20 protein-coding genes are annotated in these 22,301 nt (G+C 41.3%); 13 read left to right on the forward strand and 7 right to left on the reverse strand.

The annotated features are described in order from the left end of the window. Window positions 1-185 precede the first annotated feature (185 nt). A complete protein-coding gene (locus ACHSBP_RS10755) occupies window positions 186-1,025 on the forward strand; it encodes an isopenicillin N synthase family dioxygenase (protein ID WP_395388829.1) in 840 nt (279 codons plus the stop codon). Between the two features lie 68 nt (window positions 1,026-1,093). Here the strand turns inward: ACHSBP_RS10755 and ACHSBP_RS10760 are convergent, their stop codons facing one another. From ACHSBP_RS10760 to ACHSBP_RS10770, 3 genes are all read right to left on the reverse strand, one after another. Continuing rightward, window positions 1,094-1,219, reverse strand: coding sequence for a hypothetical protein (locus tag ACHSBP_RS10760; protein WP_267890898.1), 126 nt, complete (start codon window positions 1,217-1,219; stop codon window positions 1,094-1,096). A 223-nt stretch (window positions 1,220-1,442) separates the two neighbouring features. Continuing rightward, window positions 1,443-1,808, reverse strand: coding sequence for a response regulator (locus tag ACHSBP_RS10765; RefSeq protein WP_010559909.1), 366 nt, complete (start codon window positions 1,806-1,808; stop codon window positions 1,443-1,445). Between the two features lie 164 nt (window positions 1,809-1,972). Continuing rightward, window positions 1,973-2,404, reverse strand: coding sequence for a CBS domain-containing protein (locus ACHSBP_RS10770; RefSeq protein ID WP_010559910.1), 432 nt, complete (start codon window positions 2,402-2,404; stop codon window positions 1,973-1,975). 620 nt (window positions 2,405-3,024) lie between these two features. Here ACHSBP_RS10770 and nagK point away from each other — a divergent pair. From nagK to ACHSBP_RS10825, 11 genes are all read left to right on the forward strand, one after another. Further along, window positions 3,025-3,918, forward strand: coding sequence for an N-acetylglucosamine kinase (gene nagK / locus ACHSBP_RS10775; protein WP_054980600.1), 894 nt, complete (start codon window positions 3,025-3,027; stop codon window positions 3,916-3,918). A gap of 2 nt (window positions 3,919-3,920) precedes the next feature. Then, on the forward strand, window positions 3,921-5,048 hold the full coding sequence (nagA, locus tag ACHSBP_RS10780) for an N-acetylglucosamine-6-phosphate deacetylase (protein ID WP_395388831.1): 1,128 nt from the start codon (window positions 3,921-3,923) through the stop codon (window positions 5,046-5,048). Between the two features lie 335 nt (window positions 5,049-5,383). Continuing rightward, window positions 5,384-6,523 carry a transmembrane glucosamine N-acetyltransferase NagX gene (nagX, locus tag ACHSBP_RS10785; RefSeq protein WP_394227968.1) on the forward strand — a complete coding sequence of 380 codons (1,140 nt, stop codon included), beginning with the start codon at window positions 5,384-5,386 and terminating at the stop codon, window positions 6,521-6,523. Window positions 6,524-6,768: 245 nt separating this feature from the next. After that, on the forward strand, window positions 6,769-7,569 hold the full coding sequence (gene nagB, locus ACHSBP_RS10790) for a glucosamine-6-phosphate deaminase (protein WP_010559914.1): 801 nt from the start codon (window positions 6,769-6,771) through the stop codon (window positions 7,567-7,569). Between the two features lie 90 nt (window positions 7,570-7,659). Further along, the gene (gene nudC, locus ACHSBP_RS10795; protein ID WP_395388833.1) at window positions 7,660-8,580 is read left to right on the forward strand and encodes an NAD(+) diphosphatase; all 921 of its coding nucleotides are present in this window, start codon (window positions 7,660-7,662) and stop codon (window positions 8,578-8,580) included. A 71-nt stretch (window positions 8,581-8,651) separates the two neighbouring features. After that, window positions 8,652-9,827: a cystathionine beta-lyase gene (locus ACHSBP_RS10800; protein WP_395388834.1), complete on the forward strand. Its 1,176-nt coding sequence runs from the start codon at window positions 8,652-8,654 to the stop codon at window positions 9,825-9,827. A gap of 13 nt (window positions 9,828-9,840) precedes the next feature. Continuing rightward, window positions 9,841-10,662 carry an ABC transporter permease subunit gene (locus ACHSBP_RS10805; RefSeq protein ID WP_395388835.1) on the forward strand — a complete coding sequence of 274 codons (822 nt, stop codon included), beginning with the start codon at window positions 9,841-9,843 and terminating at the stop codon, window positions 10,660-10,662. A 2-nt stretch (window positions 10,663-10,664) separates the two neighbouring features. Next, the gene (locus ACHSBP_RS10810; RefSeq protein WP_395388836.1) at window positions 10,665-11,552 is read left to right on the forward strand and encodes an ABC transporter ATP-binding protein; all 888 of its coding nucleotides are present in this window, start codon (window positions 10,665-10,667) and stop codon (window positions 11,550-11,552) included. Next, window positions 11,530-12,534, forward strand: a complete 1,005-nt coding sequence (locus ACHSBP_RS10815) for a phosphotransferase (protein ID WP_395388837.1) — start codon at window positions 11,530-11,532, stop codon at window positions 12,532-12,534. Before ACHSBP_RS10810 ends, ACHSBP_RS10815 begins: the two co-directional genes overlap by 23 nt. Window positions 12,535-12,551: 17 nt before the next feature. Continuing rightward, entirely contained in the window at window positions 12,552-12,929 is a 378-nt protein-coding gene (locus tag ACHSBP_RS10820; protein ID WP_010559920.1) for a PH domain-containing protein, read from the forward strand. Window positions 12,930-12,942: 13 nt separating this feature from the next. After that, entirely contained in the window at window positions 12,943-13,698 is a 756-nt protein-coding gene (locus ACHSBP_RS10825; protein WP_105171269.1) for a putative porin, read from the forward strand. 225 nt (window positions 13,699-13,923) lie between these two features. On the opposite strand, the gene ACHSBP_RS10830 is transcribed toward ACHSBP_RS10825, so the two are convergent. Beyond that, window positions 13,924-15,756, reverse strand: a complete 1,833-nt coding sequence (locus ACHSBP_RS10830) for a M2 family metallopeptidase (RefSeq protein ID WP_395388838.1) — start codon at window positions 15,754-15,756, stop codon at window positions 13,924-13,926. A gap of 143 nt (window positions 15,757-15,899) precedes the next feature. Between ACHSBP_RS10830 and ACHSBP_RS10835 the strand changes: the two genes are divergently transcribed. Then, window positions 15,900-18,155, forward strand: a complete 2,256-nt coding sequence (locus tag ACHSBP_RS10835) for an acyl-CoA dehydrogenase (protein ID WP_395388839.1) — start codon at window positions 15,900-15,902, stop codon at window positions 18,153-18,155. 66 nt (window positions 18,156-18,221) lie between these two features. Here the strand turns inward: ACHSBP_RS10835 and ACHSBP_RS10840 are convergent, their stop codons facing one another. The 3 genes from ACHSBP_RS10840 to ACHSBP_RS10850 form a co-directional block, all read right to left on the reverse strand. After that, window positions 18,222-18,659, reverse strand: coding sequence for a hypothetical protein (locus ACHSBP_RS10840; protein ID WP_395388840.1), 438 nt, complete (start codon window positions 18,657-18,659; stop codon window positions 18,222-18,224). A gap of 97 nt (window positions 18,660-18,756) precedes the next feature. Next, window positions 18,757-19,725: a cysteine synthase A gene (cysK, locus tag ACHSBP_RS10845; RefSeq protein ID WP_395388842.1), complete on the reverse strand. Its 969-nt coding sequence runs from the start codon at window positions 19,723-19,725 to the stop codon at window positions 18,757-18,759. 220 nt (window positions 19,726-19,945) lie between these two features. Then, a complete protein-coding gene (locus tag ACHSBP_RS10850) occupies window positions 19,946-22,291 on the reverse strand; it encodes a DUF5916 domain-containing protein (protein WP_395388843.1) in 2,346 nt (781 codons plus the stop codon). Window positions 22,292-22,301 lie beyond the last annotated feature (10 nt).

Below are 22,301 nucleotides of genomic sequence, written 5' to 3' on the forward strand. Positions count from 1 at the left end.
AATTAAGTCATCATTGTAAATTGACATAAATCAATAGATGATGACTCAAAACATGTGTGCGGACATTCGTCCTTATAATCTATAATCACTTTAGTAAGAATGTGTGGTGCAAACACATCCCTTGAAATTATTTGATAAGTGTATGAGCCATAACGGCTCTTCACTTTTTTATTTTGGTGAATTTTATGCAATTACCTACGGTTGATTATACCGCTGAAAACGCGGCTGAGCAGTTTGTTGAGTCGTTACGAAATACTGGCTTCGGTGTATTAAAAAACCACCCAATTTCGCAAGAATTAGTCGAATCTATTTATAAAAATTGGCAGGCATTCTTTAATTCGAATGAAAAACACGACTTTTTATTCAGCAAAGAAACGCAAGATGGTTATTTTCCGCCAGAGGTGTCTGAGGTAGCGAAAGGCTTCACTAAAAAAGATATCAAGGAATATTATCACGTTTATCCAAAAGGACGAGTACCTGCGCAGCTAGAAGCTGAGATCCGTGAGTACTATCGTTTAGCAAACGAGTTTGCATCGACATTACTTAGTTGGGTACAAGAATACGCACCAGCAGATGTGAAAGCGAAATTCTCAATTGATTTGAAAGACATGATTTCAAATTCCGAGCAAACATTATTACGTGTGTTACATTACCCGCCGATGACAGGTGATGAAGAGCCAGGTGCTATTCGCGCTGCGGCACACGGTGATATTAACTTGCTAACTGTGTTACCGGCTGCAAATGAGCCAGGTTTACAAGTACAAGACAAAGAGGGCGGTTGGTTAGACGTGCCGTGCGACTTTGGTAACTTAATCATTAATATTGGTGATATGTTGCAAGAAGCGTCGGGTGGTTATTTCCCATCAACAATTCACCGCGTAATTAACCCAACAGGTAAAGCGTCAGATAAATCACGTATTTCATTGCCGCTTTTCTTACACCCTCGTCCAAATGTCGTGCTTTCAGAGCGTTACACAGCCGATGAGTACTTAAACGAACGTTTAAGAGAATTGGGTGTTAAATAACCTGAGCGAACACAAAACCATATTGTGTTAATTAAGCAAATAAAAGCCCGCAACCGCGGGCTTTTTAGTTAGTTATAACCGCGTTCAAAACACTTTTCATCTTGAGTCGGTTGAAACGGCTTACTAGCATGTTTGTTATTAACCGGTTGTTGGCGGTTAGCGGGCGGGCATAAACTGCCTGTTGAGTTTCCCATATTCTGCATTCCTGTTGTCATTGGTGATTGCGTTAGCGTCACGTCAAGTTATACAAAACTTATAAAAAGTGACCGAAAATTTACACTCAGTAATTTAACAACAGCAAATTGTAATTGTATTTATCTTAAACTGGTTGTACCTGCCTAAGTTGCTGCGTTTAACCAAGTTAGTGTAGTTGTAACAGGAAATTTGTATTTTGTATACACTATGAATTGAAAAAGTTTACTTTTTAAGCAATTTTTCTACTGCGGTAAGTAAACGCGTGGGGTCAAATGGTTTTGTAAGCCAGCCACTGGCACCGCTGTTTTTGGCTTTTTCTTTTTTATAACCGCTCGATTCAGTGGTCAGCATAAGAATTGGCACATATTGATGTTCAGGTAGTCGCCTAATTTTTGGGATTAAGCTCAAACCTGTCATATTGGGCATATTAATATCAGTGATCACCATATCAAACTGTTGTGCGCGCAGTTTGTCCATTGCATCAACACCATCAACTGCGGTTACTACGTCATAACCGGCACCGGTTAGTATTGCTTGGATCATTGAGCGAATAGTTTGTTGGTCATCCACTGCTAATATATGCGCCATGAGTTTCTCCTTGTAACTCTTATTTCGTATTAAAAAATCTTAGTAAATTGGATGTATTCTTCCGTTATTTTTGTATTGTTTAGCGATTATTGATTAATTTTAAAGCGCAATACATTTTTAATGACTGCGCGATAATTTGTTTCGCTGAAAATTTTACAGCGCTTTTAGACAAAACGTCTGTGGCCTTGTTCATAAATTGCATGATGGTGCTGATCGATTGCACGAAGCACATCGCTGCGAGTGATCACCCCAACCAAGCGTTTGCTACTATCCACCACGGGATAGATTTTGGGTTTATTTGTTAACATGGTCTGCGCTAAATCAAGCACTGAGTGTTCTTCATCTATCGCCAGTACATCAGTACGCATAATATCAACCACTTTATAATGGCTTTCATTTTGATAGGTGTCTTCGAGCATACGCTCAAGGCAATCTTGCTCAGATAAAAACCCAACCACATGTTTGTGTTCATCAAGCACTGGTCCGCCAGTTTGATGTGAGATTAACAGTCGCTCAGACGCTTCGCTAACAGTCATATGAACTGAAAAGGATACGGCGCGATGCGTCATGTAATCTTTTACTTTAATTGAATTCATGGCACGGTCTCTTTTGGCTTTGTTTATCTTAAGCTTAGTTTGTAACTTTGTGATTTGCCAAAGAGATAGGCGCTCGGTAAGACTAAAATATGACAATTAATTTTTACGCGCCGGAAATTGTAATGTTTGGCTTATTAATTTGACATATTAGGCACAAAGCGCGAATCTGAAATGGCAGCGTTAACTATGGATTACAAGAGTAGTTGGTATCTGCCATTGGGTTGAACCTGTTTGAATAAATAGACTGCAAAGGTAAACATACTCTAGTTCGCTAAGCTAAGCTAAGATAACGATTGTATTTAAAAGTATACGATAGGCTTTTTTGTTGAATACAATCTAGACGACTAAAAGTAATCATTTGATCGTTGTTAAGTGCGAAAGTCGGTTCGCTATTAGTCGTATAAGCCTAAATTAAATATTAAATAAAACATATGGTTATGCTGATATTAATTAATGATAAGCAAAAACTATAAAAATTTAATGACAACGCTGTCATTATTTGTGTAACATTAAATCAACACTTGGGTTGAGGAAATGCGTAAAAGTGGATAGTAAACACAATTAACAAATAGATGTGTTTAGTGCTTTTACGGAAAAATTATAAGAATTGAGGTTGTTTAATGGTTGCAAGTAGTGCAAATAAAGAGCAAATCTTTATTGGAATAGACGGTGGCGGTACAAAGTGTCGTGCAACCGTATTTTCGAGCCAAAATGGGGTATTAGGCACGGGCTTGGGCGGTCCTGCTAACCCGTTACATGGCCTAGATCGCACGCTTGAATCCATTATGGTTTCAACTCAGTTAGCAATTCAAGACGCAGGCTTAAACCTCGATAAAGTAAACGATGTGGTTGCAGGTCTTGGTCTTGCTGGCGTCAATCTGCCTGGTTTATATCAACAAATTCAAGATTGGCACCATCCATTTAAAAAGATGTTTCTGACAACTGATCTCCACACTGCATGTATTGGTGCGCACGAAGGGCAGGATGGGGCAGTGATTATTACCGGAACTGGCTCGTGTGGTTTTTCATTTGTGAATGGTCAAAGCACGATATTAGGCGGACATGGCTTTGCACAAGGCGACAAAGGTAGCGGTGCATGGCTTGGCTTAGAAGCAGTAAAATCAGCATTATTAAGCTTAGATGGTCTTGGACCAAAAACATCACTTGCCGATATACTGTTAGCGCATTTTAAAGTAACAGATGCAATGGGCATCGCCGAAGCAATGGCGGGCAAACCATCAAGCAGCTATGCGCAGTTGGCACGTCCAGTACTTGAAGAAGCAAAGAAAGGCGATGAGGTTGCACTTGCAATCGTAAAAGATGGTGCACGTTACATCAGCGATTTAGCCAATAAGCTATTACAAAATAACCCACCGCGTTTATCAATGATTGGCGGATTAGCCGAGCCATTGCAAGAATGGTTAGATAAAGACGTGGTGGCAAATGTTAAACCTGCAATGCAGCCGCCAGAAATGGGCGCCGTTTATTTTGCGCAAAACTCAATTAAAGGGTAATTATGTCAGCTACGAAGTATTTTGCGACACGCTTATTTAGCGGTGAACAGTTTGTTCAAAATGTGACGTTTAGTGTTGAAGATGGCGTGATCACAGCGTTTGAGCAAGGTCAAAGTGAAAATGCGATTGTACTTGAAGGCACCGTTGTTCCGGGCTTTATCGATGTGCAGGTCAATGGCGGTGGTGGTGCATTTTTTAACGCTGAGCAAAGTGTAAATTGCGTCGATGCGATTGCAAAAGCGCATGGCCAATTTGGTACAACTGCATTATTACCAACACTTATCACAGACAGTGTTGAAGTAATGGAACGAGCAGCTGATGCCACAGCTCAGGCTATTAAAGATAAAGTGCCGGGTATTGTAGGCGTACATTTTGAAGGCCCACATTTATCAATGCCGAAAAAGGGCACACATAGCGAAAAATTTATTCGCCCAATTACGGAAGCCGAATTTGCAGTATTTGAGCGCCAAGATTTAGGCATCAAGGTAGTTACCTTAGCGCCAGAAAACGTATCTGCCATCGACATTAAACGCCTCGTTGCAGCGGGTGTGAAAGTATCTATTGGTCACACTAATGCTGATTATCCAACGGTATTAGCTGCACTTGAAGCCGGTGCCGACGGTTTTACTCATTTATATAACGCGATGAGTGCATTCACTTCACGTGAACCCGGTGTAGTTGGGGCAGCATTAACTGACACCAACGCATGGTGCGGCTTAATTGTTGACGGTCATCATGTGCACCCAGTATCTGCAAAATTTGCTATCGGTAGCAAAACCCGTGGCAAAATTATGCTAGTAACAGATGCGATGCCACCTGTGGGTACTGACGATATGGAGTTTGACTTCTTTGATGGTCGTAAAGTGATCCGCACAGGCGATAGATTAAATTCAACCACAGGTGAATTAGCAGGCAGTGTGTTAGACATGGCAGGTGCGGTGCGCAATACCATTAATACTCTTGATGTTAGTTATGCTGAAGCACTGAGAATGGCATCACTTTACCCAGCACAGTACCTAGGTTTAGGTAATCGAAAAGGGCGATTAGTGGTTGGCGCAGATGCTGACTTTGTGGTGATGGACAATGAATTTTATGCACGAGAAACCTATGTTGCTGGTGCAAAGCGATAATTGATTCCTGGGCAAAAACCCTGCTTTGAAGTAACAAGCGGGGCTTTTTTTTATCTAAAAGAAAGTGAAAAAACAGCGTGTATTTTTAGGGGAAATACACACGTAATTAGACTTAAGTGATACCAACGGATTGTTTCACTCGGTATTATTGTACCAATTCGCTTAACGCGTTAATCACTTTAGCGAGCTAAATTTATTGCTTATTGCGTTCGAATTTATTTATGTAACATGTCTACATAAGAAAAATTCCGCTTACTTGGCATATTATTTTTAAGCGCTAGAGCTGAGAGCACACGTAACAGCATTGGTATTACAAGTATAAAAACGAGGTTGTCGTGAGCGATACAAATAAGAAAACGAAGAAACGATTAGCATCACTTGATGCACTGCGTGGCTTTGACATGTTTTGGATTTTAGGCGGTGAGAAAATTTTTGCTGCCTTGTTTGTTTTAACTGGCTGGGCTGGATGGAAAGTTGCTGAGGCGCAAACATTACATAGTCAGTGGCACGGTTTTACCTTTTACGATTTGATTTTCCCTTTATTTATTTTTTTATCTGGCGTTGCGATGGGGTTGTCACCTAAACGTATCGACCATTTACCTTTTGTTGACCGTAAACCTATTTATATAAAAGCGTTTAAGCGTTTATTATTGCTATGCTTTTTTGGTGTACTTTACAACCATGGCTGGGGCACTGGGGTACCACTTAACCCAGAAGAAGTACGTTACGCAAGTGTACTTGGGCGTATTGCTGTCGCGTGGTTTGTCGCGGCGATGCTGGTATGGCATACCAGCTTTAGAACACAAATGTTTACCCTTGCTGGGATCTTGATTGGTTATTGGGTTTGGCTTTGTTTCATACCTGTTCCAGGTGGTGTTGCGGGTGATTTATCTGCGGGCGGTGCGGGTTCTTGGAACGCATGGTTCGACACAAACTTACTACCAGGCATTACTTATCAAAACAAGCCTATGGATCCCGAGGGTATTTTGTCGAGTATTCCTGCTATTGCTAACGCGTTATTTGGTGTTATTGCGGGCCGCTATATTAAACAAGCACAAGAGCGTGGCGAATGGAAAACTGCAGGTATTTTATTTGCTGCAGGTTTAGTTGCACTTGCTGTGGGTTGGCTGTGGGATATGGTATTTCCAGTCAATAAAGACCTATGGACGTCGTCATTTGTTATGGTAACGGTAGGTTGGAGCTTTATTTTACTGGCAGTGTTTTATGCTGTTGTTGATTTACTTAATCAACAACGTGCTGCATATCTATTCGTAATTATTGGCGCTAACTCAATTGTGATTTACCTCGCATCAAGCCTAGTTAACTGGGAATACATTTCACGCAGTGTGTTTGGTGGGTTTATTGCTGCGGTACCGGCACCTTGGCAGCCTTTAATAGGCGTGTTTGCCTTACTTGGCGTGCAATTGTTAGTGCTGCATTGGCTATATAAACGCAAGATTTTAATCAGCGTTTAACGCTTACTATTTTAAAAAGCAGGCGGTGCCTGCTTTTTTATTTTCTTTATATTTTATAACGCTTTTTTATTCACTTTTACTTTACAAATATGTAAATAGACGCAATAATGACAGCGTTGTCATAATGGTAAAGCCTAATATCGTTGTATCCCGATTAGGTTTTGTGATCTATGGATTATCTATACTTGCACGGACAGATATCCATAGATCCCATTTTTATTTAACCCCTTACTAGAGCCTTTCCTATGCAAATAGTTATTTTAAAAGATGCAGCTGCAGTGGCCGAATACGGTGCTCAGATTTTTATCGATCAAATTAATAGAAAACAAGATTCTGTATTAGGATTAGCAACGGGTTCGACACCTGTAGCGCTTTATCAAGAACTGATCAAAGCGAATCAAGCAAATAAAGTAAGCTTTAAGCAAGTAACAAGCTTCAACTTAGACGAATACTTAGGTTTAGACGGTGACCACCCGCAAAGCTACCGTTATTTTATGAACGAGCAGTTATTTAATCACGTTGATATCGACAAAAGTAACACGTTTGTTCCGCCGGGCGATGCACAAAACCCGATCACCGCGTGTAAAATGTACGAGAACAAGATCTCACAAAGCGGCGGTGTAGATGTTCAATTATTAGGTATTGGTCGTAACGGTCATATCGGTTTCAATGAGCCATCATCTAGCCTTGCATCGCGAACGCGTGTAAAAACGCTTACCAAAGAAACGGTAGAAGATAACGCCCGTTTTTTTGCAGAAGGTGAATTCCAGCCACACTTATCAATTACCATGGGTATTGGTACGATTTTAGAAGCGAAAAAAGTGGTATTGCTCGCAACTGGCGAAAATAAAGCTGATGCAGTGCGTGATATGTGCGAAGGTGCGGTTTCTGCAGTATGCCCAGCGTCTGCGCTACAATTCCATCAAGATGCAGTGATTGTTATTGACGAAGCAGCGGCAAGTAAACTTGTAAACGCTGAACTATACAAGCACATTGAAGGCGAAAATCAAAAGTTACAACAATATTTAGCTGAGCTAAAGCACTGATCATTTTGTAACATCATTTTTGTTTTAAAAAGCGCCATTGGCGCTTTTTTTATGTTTAAATGTAAGCATATTAAATTCAACAAATTAGCTATGCAAAATCTGCCTTTTAGTCAAATGCCACTGGCGCGTTGCTCGCGCGAACGCAGTAAACCTGAATTTATCACGCAACAACTTAATAGCGACAACGCCAAAGTACTGCTTTTTTATCAAGATATGATGTTATCGACTAGCCACCTTGATGATTTATTGTGGTTAAGTGTAAAGCAAGTCACAACAATTTTAGGGCGTGCGCCGCACCTCTTTTTAGGGCTTGAGAATAATACCCCGTACTTTGCTATCGAAATAACCCAGCAAGAATTAGCGCTTGATGAATTAAGTTGTTATCAAACACTGCCATTTCGTAGCCAACTCGCCAGTTTCCCAGCTGCCAGTGTAGCGATCGCAGGCTATGCAAAAACCTTATTACATTGGCACAAAACACACGTATTTTGTGGGCGCTGCGGCAGCCAAAATACCTCGTATGAAGGGGGATATTCCCGTCGCTGTGATAATAAAAAGTGTGGTCACATTACGTTTCCTCGTCATGATCCGGCGGTGATTATGATTGTTCGTAAAGTGTTTGACGATGGTGTTGAGCGCTGCTTGCTTGGACGCCAAGCATCGTGGCCTGCAGGTAACTATTCAGCACTTGCCGGATTTGTGGATGCGGGTGAAACGCTCGAAGAAGCGGTTATTCGTGAAGTAAAAGAAGAGTCGGGCATTGATGTGTCTGAGGTCGAATACATCGCATCGCAACCTTGGCCGTTCCCAAATTCAGTGATGATTGGCTTTATTGCAACGGCAAGCAGCACAACAATTGATATTGGTGAAGATGAACTGGAAGACGCTAAGTGGTTTAGCCGAGAGGAATTAGCGCAATTTGGCGAGTGGGGCGATGATTCATCAAGTTTTAAAAAGCCGCGTTATAGCTCGATTAGTCGCTTCCTGTTAGAGCATTGGATTAACTCATAACAAATTAGATTTGATTAGACGTCTAAAAGTCTATTTAATGTTTGTAACAGAACCAAGAGTAGAATCGATTTATGAAAGCAAATACCCAAATTATTCATGCAGGTCGCAAGTCAAAATACACCCAAGGGGTGGTTAATCCGGTTGTACAACGCGCATCTACCATTGTTTTTGACTCAGTAGCGCAGATGAAAGAAAACACCGCCAAGCGTGGTGAGCAAGCGCTGTTTTATGGTCGCCGCGGTACGCATACCCACTTTGCTTTACAAGACGCAATTACTGAACTTGAACAAGGTGCAGGCTGTGCCTTGTTTCCAAGTGGCGCGGCAGCGGTTAGTAACGCTATTTTGTCGTTTGTAAAAACAGGCGATCATATTTTGATGGTCGATACCGCGTATGAACCGACACGTGACTTTTGCGAAAAAATTCTTGCAAATATGGGAGTTAGCACAACTTATTATGATCCACTCATTGGTGAAGGCATTGCTGACTTGATTCAAGACAACACGGTATTGCTTTTTTTAGAAGCGCCGGGTTCGATTACCATGGAAGTGCAAGACGTACCTTTACTGACTAAAATTGCGAAACAACATGATTTGCTGGTATTTATTGATAATACCTATGGTAATGGTTATTTCTTTAAGCCACTAACCCACGGTGTTGATGTGTCAATTCAAGCAGCGACTAAATACATTGTTGGTCACTCAGATGTGATGATGGGCGTAGCAATTGCAAACGAGGCATGTTGGGAGCAGTTACGTGAAAATGCCTACCTAATGGGGCAATGCACATCAGCAGATGATGCTTACCTTGCCATGCGAGGTTTACGTACACTGCCGGTACGCCTAAAGCAACACGAACAAGCAGCATTAGAAATTGCCAATTGGTTGGCTCAACATCCGTTAGTTGATCATGTACGTCACCCGATGCTCGACACATTCCCAGGCTCAGAAGTGTTTAAACGTGATTTTAGCGGCAGTACAGGCCTTTTTAGTTTTGTATTAAAAGAGGGTAATCAAGCTGCGATTACTGCACTTTTAGATGGTATGCAACATTTTAAAATGGGTTATTCGTGGGGTGGTTTTGAAAGCTTAATTACCGTCACAACCAGTTTTAATCGCATTCGTACGGTAACAAACTACGATTTTTCAGGACCTTTGGTGCGCATTCATGTTGGACTTGAAGACGTAGATGATCTTAAACTGGACCTTGCCGAAGGACTTGAACGTTTTCAAGCACAATTAAAATAAATAAAGGATTTGTATGGGTTCAACTAGCTTTCATCGTGTTATTGCATTTGCGCAATTTGAATTTTCACGGTTTCTATTTTCAAAAAGAGGGCTAGTTGCCATTATTAGCTACCTTGCGATTTGGTCACTTATTTTGACCAACGTGGTAGCGAAAGGCGCTGCGTTTTTTAAAGATCCCCAGTTTGAACGCTTTATGGCACAATTACTTGGCGAAGTGGGGCTTGAAAACTTATCTACGTGGGCGGTTCCTGAATTAATCGTCTTTTGGTTAGTCGCAGTGCTGACCTTTCCATTTTTTGCCATGTTTTCCGCAGCCGATCAGTTATGCAGTGATAAAGCGCGCGGCACGATTCGATTTTTACTGTTGCGCGCAAAACGTGAAGATTTACTGCTTGGCCGCTTTCTTGGTCAAGTATTGGTAGTTGCCGCGTTTATAGGTATTGCCTTATTGGCAAGTATTATGTTGATTGTTTGGAATGATGCGGGTCAACTTTCAGGGTCACTGCATTTAAGCAGCCAAATATTGGTTGATTTAATGTTTGTTGTATTACCGATGATTGCCTTTATGCTGCTGTTAAATGTTTATTCAACATCATCTAAACAAGCCATTGTTCATTGTTTACTGTTGCTTACATTAGGCAGCATTATTATTGGCTTATTGGCAGAGTATATTTGGCAGGGCTATTCATTTTTAGGTTACTTACTGCCTAACGCAAGCTTGTTTGACACCTTAGCGTTAAGCGCCAGCGTGTCTGAACAATATTTGCTGCCACTTGCACAAACGCTCATCTACGGTGCGCTGACGTTTACATTATTTAAGAAGCAAGGGGTGTAACCATGATTGAACTTAAAAATGTAAGCAAACACTTTGCAAGCAATCAGGTATTAACGAACGTTTCAATGACCATTGAAAGTGGCGAGCCGGTTGCAATTATTGGCCCTAATGGTGCGGGTAAAACCACGCTATTTAGTTTAATCTCAGGCTTTATTTCACCGAGTAGTGGTGAAGTACTGTTTGATGGCGACACAATTCCTCATGCTGCGCAGTTTGGTAAACTGGCGGTATTACCGCAAGATGCACAGCTTGATCCGCGCTTTAGTATTGAAAAACAACTTGCTTTTTTTGCTAAATTACAAGGTTTTGCAAAAGCGCCTGCGCTTAGTGAAGTGACACGTGTGTTATCGCAAGTAGGGTTAATTGAACACAAAACAAAAAAGCCACAAGAATTATCACACGGTATGCGAAAACGCGCCTGTATTGCTCAAGCGCTGATAGGCAATCCCTCATTTGTATTACTCGATGAAGCCACGGCAGGGCTCGACCCAATTCATGCCAAAGAGATAAGGGAACTAATTGCGGGTTTGAGTTCTGAGATTACGTTTATTTTGAGCTCACATGATTTGGCAGAGCTTGAGCGCCTGTGTCAGCGTGTATTTGTGTTTGAAGCTGGTAGTTTGAAACAATATTCAGGTGATATCGATACGCAAAACCATGCGTATTTGACCTTGCGATTAAAACAACATAGTGATGATTTTGATAAAACAATTTCAGGGCTAAATGGGCTAATACAAATAAAAACAACGCAATCACGCGAGTACTTAATTGAATATGATGCCAGTGTTACTGACTTTGATATTCAATTGCTGCAACACTTGCATCAAAAGCAGATTGCATACCAACAAATTTACAACGGAAAAACGCTTGAAAACCAGTTATTTGATTAAAGATTTTGATGCTATGGCGCTGCCTCAAGCGCCAAGCTATGAATATGCTTGCGCTATTTGCGATTTTACCAATGAAACACATTGGCAACCGCTGATTGAGCAGATATGTGAAAATAATGATTTAGCGCTGAGTGTAGTAGAGCGCGTTAGCTCAGGCGAGAATCCCACATTTCTATTGCACAGTGCCAGTAATCAAGCCTTTTACATTAAATTTATTGCGCCAAATTGGCTATTTCAGTATCACCATGAAAAAGAAGCGCTCAATTTATGCGACGCGGCAGCACTACCGATTGCAACACCTAAATTGATTGCGCACGGTGAGCTCAATAACTGGGGTTACTTAATTACAAAAGGGCTTGAAGGGCAACTACTGTCAGATATTTACAATGAACTGACAGACGATGAACAACAGTCAATAGCCGCGCAATTAGGACGCTTTTGCCTACAAATGCACAGTATTCCCATGCAAAAAACAAGCGTACTGTACAAAGATTGGCAAAAATTCATTGATGAGCAATACCACAATAGTTACGCCAGAAGAAAACGCCAGGGCTTGCGTGCAGATTTTTTAGCGGATTTTATTCCCTATATCGCACATACACCTTATACCGCACCAGACACCACTAATTTGTATTTAGTACACAGTGATTTGCACCCGGGTAATTTATTAGTTAAACGTGGTGATGACGGCATTTCACTTTGTGGTGTGATTGACTTTGGTGATGCGTTAGTGTGCAACGAGCCACTATTTGAAGTCACAACAGTTGGCTTACTTGTAGCAAAAGGTAAAACTAAGGTTTTTCAGCAATTTTTAGAAAGCTACCTTTATCAAGTTGACGATAAACGAACGTTACTAAACAGTTTAATGACACTGACATTGTTACGCCACACGGGTAACTTAAATTATTTAATTGAATATGTACCCGGTGTAAAACAATGCAAAAATTGGCAAGATGCTGAACAGTATCTTTTTCCGATATAACAGCTAAGGAGACAACAATGGGACTTTTATCAGGCTTATTGGGTAATGCAAGTGAAGTAGACAGCGAGGAAGTTGAGCGTTTTATTGATTCAGCGCTGATTGACGGTGAGCAAGTTGAAAAGGCGTATAAAGTTATTCGCGACGTTTTAGTGTTTACCAATAAACGCCTAATTTTGGTTGATCGCCAAGGTGTACGCGGTAATAAAGCCGAAGTACTTTCAATTCCTTACAGCAAAATAACTAAATTTAGCAAAGAGTCAGCAGGCACATTTGATCTCGATGCTGAATTAAAAATCTGGTTAGGCTCTGAGCCAAATCCGCTAACAAAAGAGTTTAAGGCGGGAGACGACATCGATCAGGTTTACAAAATTTTAAGTCAATACACATTAGGATAGTGGCAAGTTTTATATGAAGAAATTTCTTTTATCAGGTTTATTAATGGCGGCGACAGGTGTAAATGCCGCGAGTTATCAGTCGTTTAACGAATTTAATTATGTTAATGCCGATAACTACGATGGTTTTGCGTTTAGTAGCCATTACTTTTTTAAACCGCAAGCAATGATTGGTGTGTTAGATGAGTTTGGCTATCTAAATACCGATACTAACCTGTACGGCTCAATTAATAACTTTTACGATGATAACTTCTACAATATTGGTGGCGAGTATTTTTTACCAAATAATGTATTTATCACCGCAGACGTTGCCAAACAGGGCGACTTTGATGCCTTTAGCGCTGGCGCAGGCTATCTGATTAACGATGATTTTAAAGTCAGTGCGCGCTATAGCGATGCCGATGGTCAAGACGGCGAAGTATTTGCGCGTGCTGAATATAATCATCAAATCAACCGCATTGATTATCTTGCGTTTAGTTTTGATACTGAGGTAGACCTAGATAGTTGGGAGTTGGCGTCTCGCTATTTTATGGCGCTAAACAGTGCGCAGCATTTAGCCGTTGATGCATCCGTGACTGAAACCGGGAATGACATAGTTACCCGTGTATTTGGTACTTATTATTTAAACCAAGCAATCTCTGCAGGCCTGGGTGTAAATGATGGCAAGTTTGAAGTAAAAGCGAAATATTATACCGACGCTAATTTTGCCTTTTCAATTGGCTATCAAGATATTGATGAAGCACTTGTTTTTGCCGTGTACGGCCAGTTTTAAACGTATTTAAACAATAAAAAACCGCTGAAATTCAGCGGTTTTTTTGTTTAAGCTAAGTTATACCAACCCACTTTAATAGCTGATCATTCTAGCGGGCTAACTATCATGCTAACTGCGTTAAAATTTATCAATGTAGAACAACTACATAAGAAAAATTCCGCCTTGTTACCATTTCATTTATCCAGCGCTATCCCTGATCACATACTTAACAGGATTGGTATTAGCTTACCAACCGCACTGGCGGCCTTTGTTTTGCTCATCTAAGTACTTTTGTAATGGTGCAAAGTAATCAAGAATTGCTGTTGCATCCATTTCTGGTTTACCCGTTACGCTTGCAAGCGCTTCTTGCCATGGACGGCTAGAACCCATTTTCAGCATCGCATCTAAACGCTCACCGGCTTCTTTTGAGTTATAAACGCTACAACGGTGAATTGACTCTTTGCTGCCAGCGATTTCACACAATGCGCGGTGGAATTCAAATTGTAGAACATGCGCTAAGAAATAACGTGTATAAGGTGTGTTACCTGGTACGTGGTATTTCGCGCCTGGATCAAAGTGTTCTTCAGTACGAGCCACAGGAGCCGCAACACCTTGATACTTTTCACGCAGTTCCCACCATGCTTGGTTGTAGTTCTCAGGTGTTACTTCACCAGAGAATACTTTCCAGCGCCATTGGTCAACAAGTAGGCCAAATGGAATAAATGCAATTTTATCCATTGCCATTTTCATTAGAAGACCGATATCTTTTGATTCATCAGGTACTTCATCAAGTAAACCGATTTCTTTTAAGTAACCAGGTGTTACAGAAAGGGCGATAGTGTCACCAATTGCTTCGTGGAAGCCATCGTTAGCACTTTCTTGGTAGTAAATTGGTTGCGTGTTGTAAGCGCGCTGGTAGAAGTTGTGGCCCAGTTCGTGGTGAATTACTGAGAATTCTTCACCAGTACGTTGGATACACATCTTAATACGTAAATCGTCTTTGCTATCTAAGTTCCAAGCTGAAGCGTGACATTGCACGTCGCGATCTTGTGGTTTAGTAAACAGTGAACGCTCGTAGAATGTCTCAGGTAATGGTGCAAAGCCCATTGACGTAAAGAATTTCTCAGCACCACGCACCATTTTTAGTTCGTCGTAGTTGTGCTTAGCAAGCAATTCAGTTACATCATAACCCGGATCAGCATTCGCAGGTGCAACTACATCGTAGATATTACCCCACGTTTGTGCCCACATGTTACCAAGCAAGTGTGCTGGAATTGGCTTATCTTGTGGTACTTTGTCTTCACCGTACTTTTCGCCTAGTTTAGCGCGAACGTGACAGTGTAGTGAATTATATAGTGGTTTAACTTGACCCCAAATACGGTCTAACTCTTTGGCAAAGTCATCGGCAGGCATATCGTATTTACTGCGCCACATAGCGCCAGTATCTGCGTAGCCAAGCTCGTTTGCGCCTTGGTTTGTTAACTCAACCTGTTGCTCGTAAAGAGGACGCATTGGTTTAGCAACTTCGCGCCAACCAGTCCAAATATCAAGTAGTTCGTCATAATCACGGCTTGTTGCCATGGTTGCAGTCATATCGCCAAGGCTTAAGCACTTACCGTCTTCTTTACAGTATTTACCTTTACCGTAAAGGCCGCCAAGTTCAGCAACGATTTTCGAAAGCTCAGCAGTTTTAGCTGGATCTTGTGGAGCAGGCAGGGTGAGTGCCAGCTTCAGTTTATCTAGTTTACGGCGGCTATCTTCGTCTAGGTCTAATTTATCAAACTTAGACGCTTCATTTGCTAAACGAACTACAGCAGCAGTCATCTTTTCGTTTGCTGCAGCAGATAGGCCTGACGTATCGTGCGTAATAAAGTTTGCGTAAATCCACTCAGCACGGCTAACTTCGTTATAAAGCGCCATTAATTCTGTTTCAGTATTTGCTAAAAACGCTTTTGCGTCTTGTGCTGTTACTTGTTGTGCCGATTGTGTTTCTTGTTGTTTGCTAGTTGCATTACAGCCAGTAATCGCGACCGCTGATGCGACGAGTAATGCGGGTAGTGAGAGTTTAAATGATGTCATTATTGTTTCCCTTAAAGTAATGGCCTAAAGCCAACAATGCATATTAGCAAGTCGTGGTTTTTGGGTAAATGCCAGTTAGACTTTTTCAGGGATTAAGTCATACTTGGGTAAGCGTTAAATAAATTCAAGGGATAGTTTTTACAATGTTGATTTTTATAATAATTGTTTTTGTTATTGCCGCGATTTTTGGCATTCGTGCCAATCGCCTAAGATTTGTAACAAAACCTGTTTTTAACTATTTCAAAAAGGCTTTGCCGCCGCTGTCAGATACAGAGCGCCAAGCAATGGAAGCGGGGGATATTTGGTGGGATGGCGAACTGTTTTCCGGCAGACCAAATTGGCAAACATTTCGCGAGTACCCCAACCCAAAACTGAGCACAGAAGAGCAGAGTTTTATTGATAATCAAGTATCCACATTATTGGATATGTTGGACGATCACCAAATTGTGACCGAACGCGATTTACCTAAAGCGGTGTGGAAGTACTTAAAAGAAGAGGGCTTCTTTGCCTTAATCGTACCGAAAAGTCACGGTGGTCACGGTTTTTCCGCGTATGCTAATTCAACCATTGTCAGTAAAATTGCCTGTTCGAGTTTATCAGCCGCGGTTACGGTGATGGTGCCAAACAGTTTAGGTCCGGCAGAATTACTTGCTCATTATGGTACGAAAGAGCAACAAGATTTTTGGCTGCCTAAACTGGCAAATGGCGATGAAGTCCCGTGTTTTGCCTTGACTGCCCTAGATGCGGGTTCTGATGCTGGGGCAATTCAAGACTATGGTGTGGTGTGTAAAAAACGCTATAAAAACAAAATGACACTGGGCATCAAGCTCAATTGGCGTAAGCGTTATATCACACTAGCGCCTATTGCATCGGTTATTGGTTTAGCATTTAAATTATATGACCCAGATGGATTATTGGGCGAACAAGAAGATTTAGGTATTTGCTGTGCACTTATCCCGGCAAAAACAAAAGGGGTCTCAACAGGTAAACGTCACGACCCGATGGGCATGGCATTTATGAATGGCCCAACCGAAGGGGAAGATGTTTTTGTGCCACTTGATGCGCTAATTGGCGGTGAAGATTATATTGGTAAAGGCTGGCGCATGTTGGTTGAATGTTTGAGCGCCGGGCGAGGTATTTCGTTGCCTGCACTTGCGACTGCAACAGCTCACTTAACCACGCGCACAACCAGTGCCTATGCATTAATTCGTAAGCAATTTGGTTTGCCAATCGCGCAGTTTGAAGGCGTAGGCGAAAGTTTAGCGCACATTGCCGCGATGAGTTACCTTACCGAATCGACACGACGTATGACAACAACGGCACTCGACCTTAATTTAAGCCCTGCGGTGGTCACTGCCATTACTAAATACCACCTTACTGAAATTGGCCGAGATATCGTAAACCATGGTTTTGATATTCAAGCGGGTAAAGCGGTACAAAATGGTCCAAGTAATAGTTTAGCAAGTGCCTACAAAGGCACGCCTGTATCTATTACGGTTGAAGGGGCAAATATTTTAACCCGTTGTTTAATGATTTTTGGTCAAGGTGCGACGCGCTGTCATCCATTTATTTTGAAAGAAATGGAAGCGGTGGCAATGGATGACGAACAAAGTGGCTTACATCAATTTGATGAGTATCTTTGCAAACATATCGTACATACATTAGGTAATTTTGGCTTTAGCTTTTTCCATGGGTTAACCGCAAATTGGTTTGTGCCTAAGGCAAGCGCAGGACCTGTTGCACATTATTATCAAACGCTGACAAAGCTCAGTGCGTCATTTGCATTTTGCGCCGATTACGCAATGTTACGTTTGGGCGGGGCATTGAAGCGTAAAGAAGCAACATCAGCACGTTTAGGTGATATTTTAAGTCAGCTTTATTTAGCCAGCAGCGTGTTAAAACGCTATGAAGACGACGGTAGGCAAGTCTCCGACTTACCTTTTGTTAATTACGCCATTGACCATTGTTTGTATGAAATAGGCCAAGCCTTTGATGCATTTTTTGCCAATATTTCATTTGGCGGTGTGATTCGTTTTGCGGTTTTCCCGTGGGGAAACCCGTATCACAAACCAAGTGATGAAACATTAAACCAAGTGGTTAATAGTTTAAGTAACAACGCAGTAATGCGAGAGCGATTATGCAACTTGTGTCATATCAAAGCGGGTAGCGATATTGATAACATGGAGCGCTTATTAGTGATTTTGTCTGAGCACAAAACATTGATATCGCGTTTTGAAAAAGCCATTAAACATGCCCGTTTTGATATTAAGTTTGACAGACTAAATGCGATAAACACATTGAGTAATGAGTTTAATCAAGAAGAATTAGCACAACTCACAGAATATGAAACGCTTCGTCAAGCGGTAATAAAAGTAGATGAGTTTGAATCGTTTGATTAACTGAGGTTAAATTAAACCGCTCTTTGCAATGCACAGATTGCGCTGAGCGGTTTAATAAGCAAAGTATTAGCGCGCGTAAGGGTCGTCGAGTACTTTTTCGATATACCAAGTGCCTTTTACTTTAACAAGTTTAATCTGGCGCATATCGGCGATACGGTTACCGTTATGTTTACCGTGTAAAATAACGTTTAACACGGCTGAGTCGCCAAAACGCTTACGAACACTTCGGCTGCCGTGGTCGATTTCAATTTCCACTTCGTCAAAACGCATATTTAGTACATTGCGTGCAAATTGCTTTGTTGAGCCGTATGATTTTATAATGCGGCCATATTTTGGCACCGATGCATTGACTGCTTTATTGATGTCGTCTTCAAGCAATACGGCGTAGAAAAATTCAGATGCTTTATATTCAGGTGAGTCGTTATCTGCTTTTATTTCAGGTGCAATCTCACCGCACGCAGCAAGCAATATAAACAAAGATGAAAGAAGAATGTTACGTAACATATGCCTAATTGTCGTTATTTTTATTTAGGCTAAGTGTGGAATGATTTTGATAGGATGTAAAGTGCGAAGCGGTGCTTCGCACTTTTAAAGCAGTAAATTATTGCACTAACTCTTGATCTGTAAACTCTTCAGCAAACAGTGGGCTAGTTAGGTAACGCTCTGCAGAGCTTGGTAGAATAACAACAATTTTCTTATCTTTGTTTTCTGGCAGTTCAGCGATACGTTTTGCTGCAACAACCGCGGCACCAGAAGAAATACCCGCAAGAATACCTTCTTCTTTCATTAGGCGGTGCGCCATTGAAATAGCGTCCTCATTTGAAACTTGCTCAACACCGTCGATCATTTCAACGTCTAAGTTACCTGGGATGAAACCTGCACCAATACCTTGGATCTTGTGAGGACCCGGCTTTAATTCTTCGCCTGCAATTTTTTGACTGATCACTGGTGAATCAACTGGCTCAACTGCGATTGATTTAACGTCTAGGCCTTTTTCTAATTTTAAGAAACGGCTAGTACCTGTGATAGTACCACCTGTACCAACACCGGCTACGAAGAAATCTATATCGCCATTAGTTGCGTCGAAAATCTCAGGGCCCGTTGTTTCGAAGTGAATTTTAGGGTTTGCTGGGTTTTCGAATTGCTGTAGTAAAATGTACTTTTCAGGTTCGCTTTGCTGAATTTCTTGTGCTTTTTCAATTGCACCTTTCATGCCTTTAGCGCCTTCAGTTAATACTAGGTTTGCACCTAACGCTTTTAATAGCTTACGACGCTCAAGGCTCATTGTGTTTGGCATAGTTAGCGTTAGCTTATAACCACGTGATGCAGCAACAAACGCAAGTGCAATACCTGTGTTACCTGAAGTTGGTTCGATTAACTCTTTGTCTTTGGTTAATTCACCTGACTTTTCAGCTTCCCAAATCATTGATGCACCAATACGGCACTTAACGCTGAAACTTGGGTTGCGCGCTTCAATTTTCGCGTATACGTTACCTGATGTTACACGGTTAAGTTTAACCAGTGGTGTATTACCAATACTCAGTGAATTATCTTCAAAAATGTTACTCATTATGTGTATCCCTAAATGTTCGGATTCATTTACGCTAAGCATACTGACTAGTTGCAAAAACGAAAGGAAAGTTTGGCTATAATATATAGCCAAACTGCCTGAAATAGGCGTTTATGGCTAAATTAGCAGTGTTATTGGTACAGAACGTGAAATTAGACGCAAAAAAACGAAATATCTGAAATAAAAAGGGAAGCCTTAGCTTCCCATAAACGTCTCTAACTTATAGCATCCAAGCGTATGACATTTTCATAAATACTGAACGGTCAGTCTTCTCTATTTTTGATAAGTCATCATCTTGATAACCGTTATCGGAATAGCCAGCAAAAAACACCGTTTGCGGATTCACTTTATAAGAGTAGAGCAGTTGAGTTGAAAACCCTTTGTAGTGCGCCGTTACATCATCAATGTAATTATTTGGATTGCGCTCAATATCACGATAAATTACGGCTAATCGTACAAAGCTTCGGTTGTTAAACTGATAACTTAATCGCGCGTCGGTTAAGTTTGCAGTGAATAGATCGGCACCATCCACGTCCATCGCTTCATATGTATGACGCAAGCGCAATTCTATATGGCGGTTTAAGTTCATATTTAGTACGGGGCGAATACGGGTTTTATCGCCTAAACGATTGTTTGCTAGGTCGATATGATTACCTGTATTAGCGTAAAGTGAGGCAAACATGCCTGAGATTGGTTTAAATTCTAAATACACGCCAACGAGGTTTTCGTTAAACAGCGTGGTGTTAACATCTATATCTAACCGCGCTTTATTATGGCGAAGACCGACGCGGTCGCGCTGGAGCAATTCAATTTTACCGTAACTTTGCAATGGGCCGTTAAATGATAAGTCTGCTTGAACTTCTTTTTCTAGCAGTTCGCCGTTGGCGTTATGACTAATATCCCAATCACTATAAAATTCAATGCGATTATACCAATTAACACCTTGCTCACCGTACCAACGATAACGACCACCGCTCACAAACTTATTAAAATCAACTTGGTTCATAAAACCTAAATCGCCGCGGAAATCTTCACCAAGGTTGTCGTAGCGTGCAAATAGACTCCAATACTTTTCGTTGTGCTCATAACTAAGCTTATAGGCAATATCATCAATTGCTTCTTCAGCACTAACACGTAAATATTGTTCGCTTATTTGGCAATCTTGCTCATTTTCACATTGAATGCGCGCTTGCTGTTTGCACGTTGAAAGGTTATCGGCGTCGCAAATGCTGTCTCTAAATTCATCGGAATACTTTGTTCGCGACATCGCAAGTTGTGCGATAAAGGTATCGTTTTCAGTTAAACGGTATTTGCTATCAAGTGACGATACATAGTTGTAGTAGTCATCAGCGCTTCGTGCGGTTGTCGTTGCGGCTATAGAGAAGTCGTTGGTAAAGTCATAGCGATAACGTGCCGCAACATTGTTACTTTTACTTTCTAACGAGACAATAGTCGAGCCTAGGTTACCGGGAATAATCACATTACTTTGGTTATCGTTAGCGATAAAGCTACCAAAGGTATGCGAGCCAACGCTTCCTGTAAGTTTTACACCGGCGTCAGGCTCTGCCACATTGCGAGTATAAATAAGGTTCCAAGGTGTTGAAAAATAGTCGGTATTCTCTAAGAAAAAGGCTCGTTTTTCTGGAAAAAACAAAGTGAAACTGTTGTTGATACCGAGCTGTGCAACATCGGCTTCGACTTGTGAAAAGTCAGGATTAATGGTCGCAGTAAGCGTAACTTCTGGCGTGATCCCCCATTTTAGGTCTAATCCCGGTTCTAAGGTGTTATCTGCTTGCCAATCTTCGATGGGTGCAACACTGACATCGCGGCTTTCACTGCGGCCAGCTACAATGGTTGGCACTAGCGTTAAGTTATTGCCTTGTTCGGCTTGTTCAAAACCTGACACGGTTTGCATTTGACAAACCCAACAGCTGTTAGCGTGGTCGATTTTTATTGATGAAATACGCAAGCGTTCATTTCGTGGTAAAAAGCGAACAAATTCCATCGCCATTTTTTTGCTGTTATTGCCTTGTTCGAAATTTAATATGCGAAACGGAATTGAAATCTCAACAACATAACCCGTTTCTGTTAATTGTCCCGAGCTGTGCCAAATACCATCCCACGCATCGCTTTCTTGGCCTGTTAGTACGTTTTCAATGGAGTCCATTTGTACGCCAAGCGGATTAATAAAAAACTGATACGCCAGCTTTTCGTTATTGTATGAGTCAATCTTCAAACCCACTAAGTCATCGCTCCAGTTTTTATCACGGTCGCGATAAAACGCTCGAATTGCATTTGGGTTTGAATCACTTACCACATAAGCGACATTGAGTGATTCACCATCTTCATATACAAGTGCGTAGGCTTGCTCCTTGGCTGGCATATTTTCATAGGGCCAAGTGATATTGTTGATTTCGATGCGTTTTGCCTGCTGCCACACACTTTCATTAATATTGCCATCAATAACGACTGAATCTGATAAAAATGGGATCTCAAGTGTGGTGTCGGTTTTTGCTATTACAGAGGTAGAGAGTAGGGCAGCACACAGTGCTAGCGGGTATTTCATTTTAATTGCA

The organism is Pseudoalteromonas sp. XMcav1-K, from assembly GCF_044005875.1.
GTDB classification, from domain to species: Bacteria; Pseudomonadota; Gammaproteobacteria; order Enterobacterales; family Alteromonadaceae; genus Pseudoalteromonas; species Pseudoalteromonas spongiae.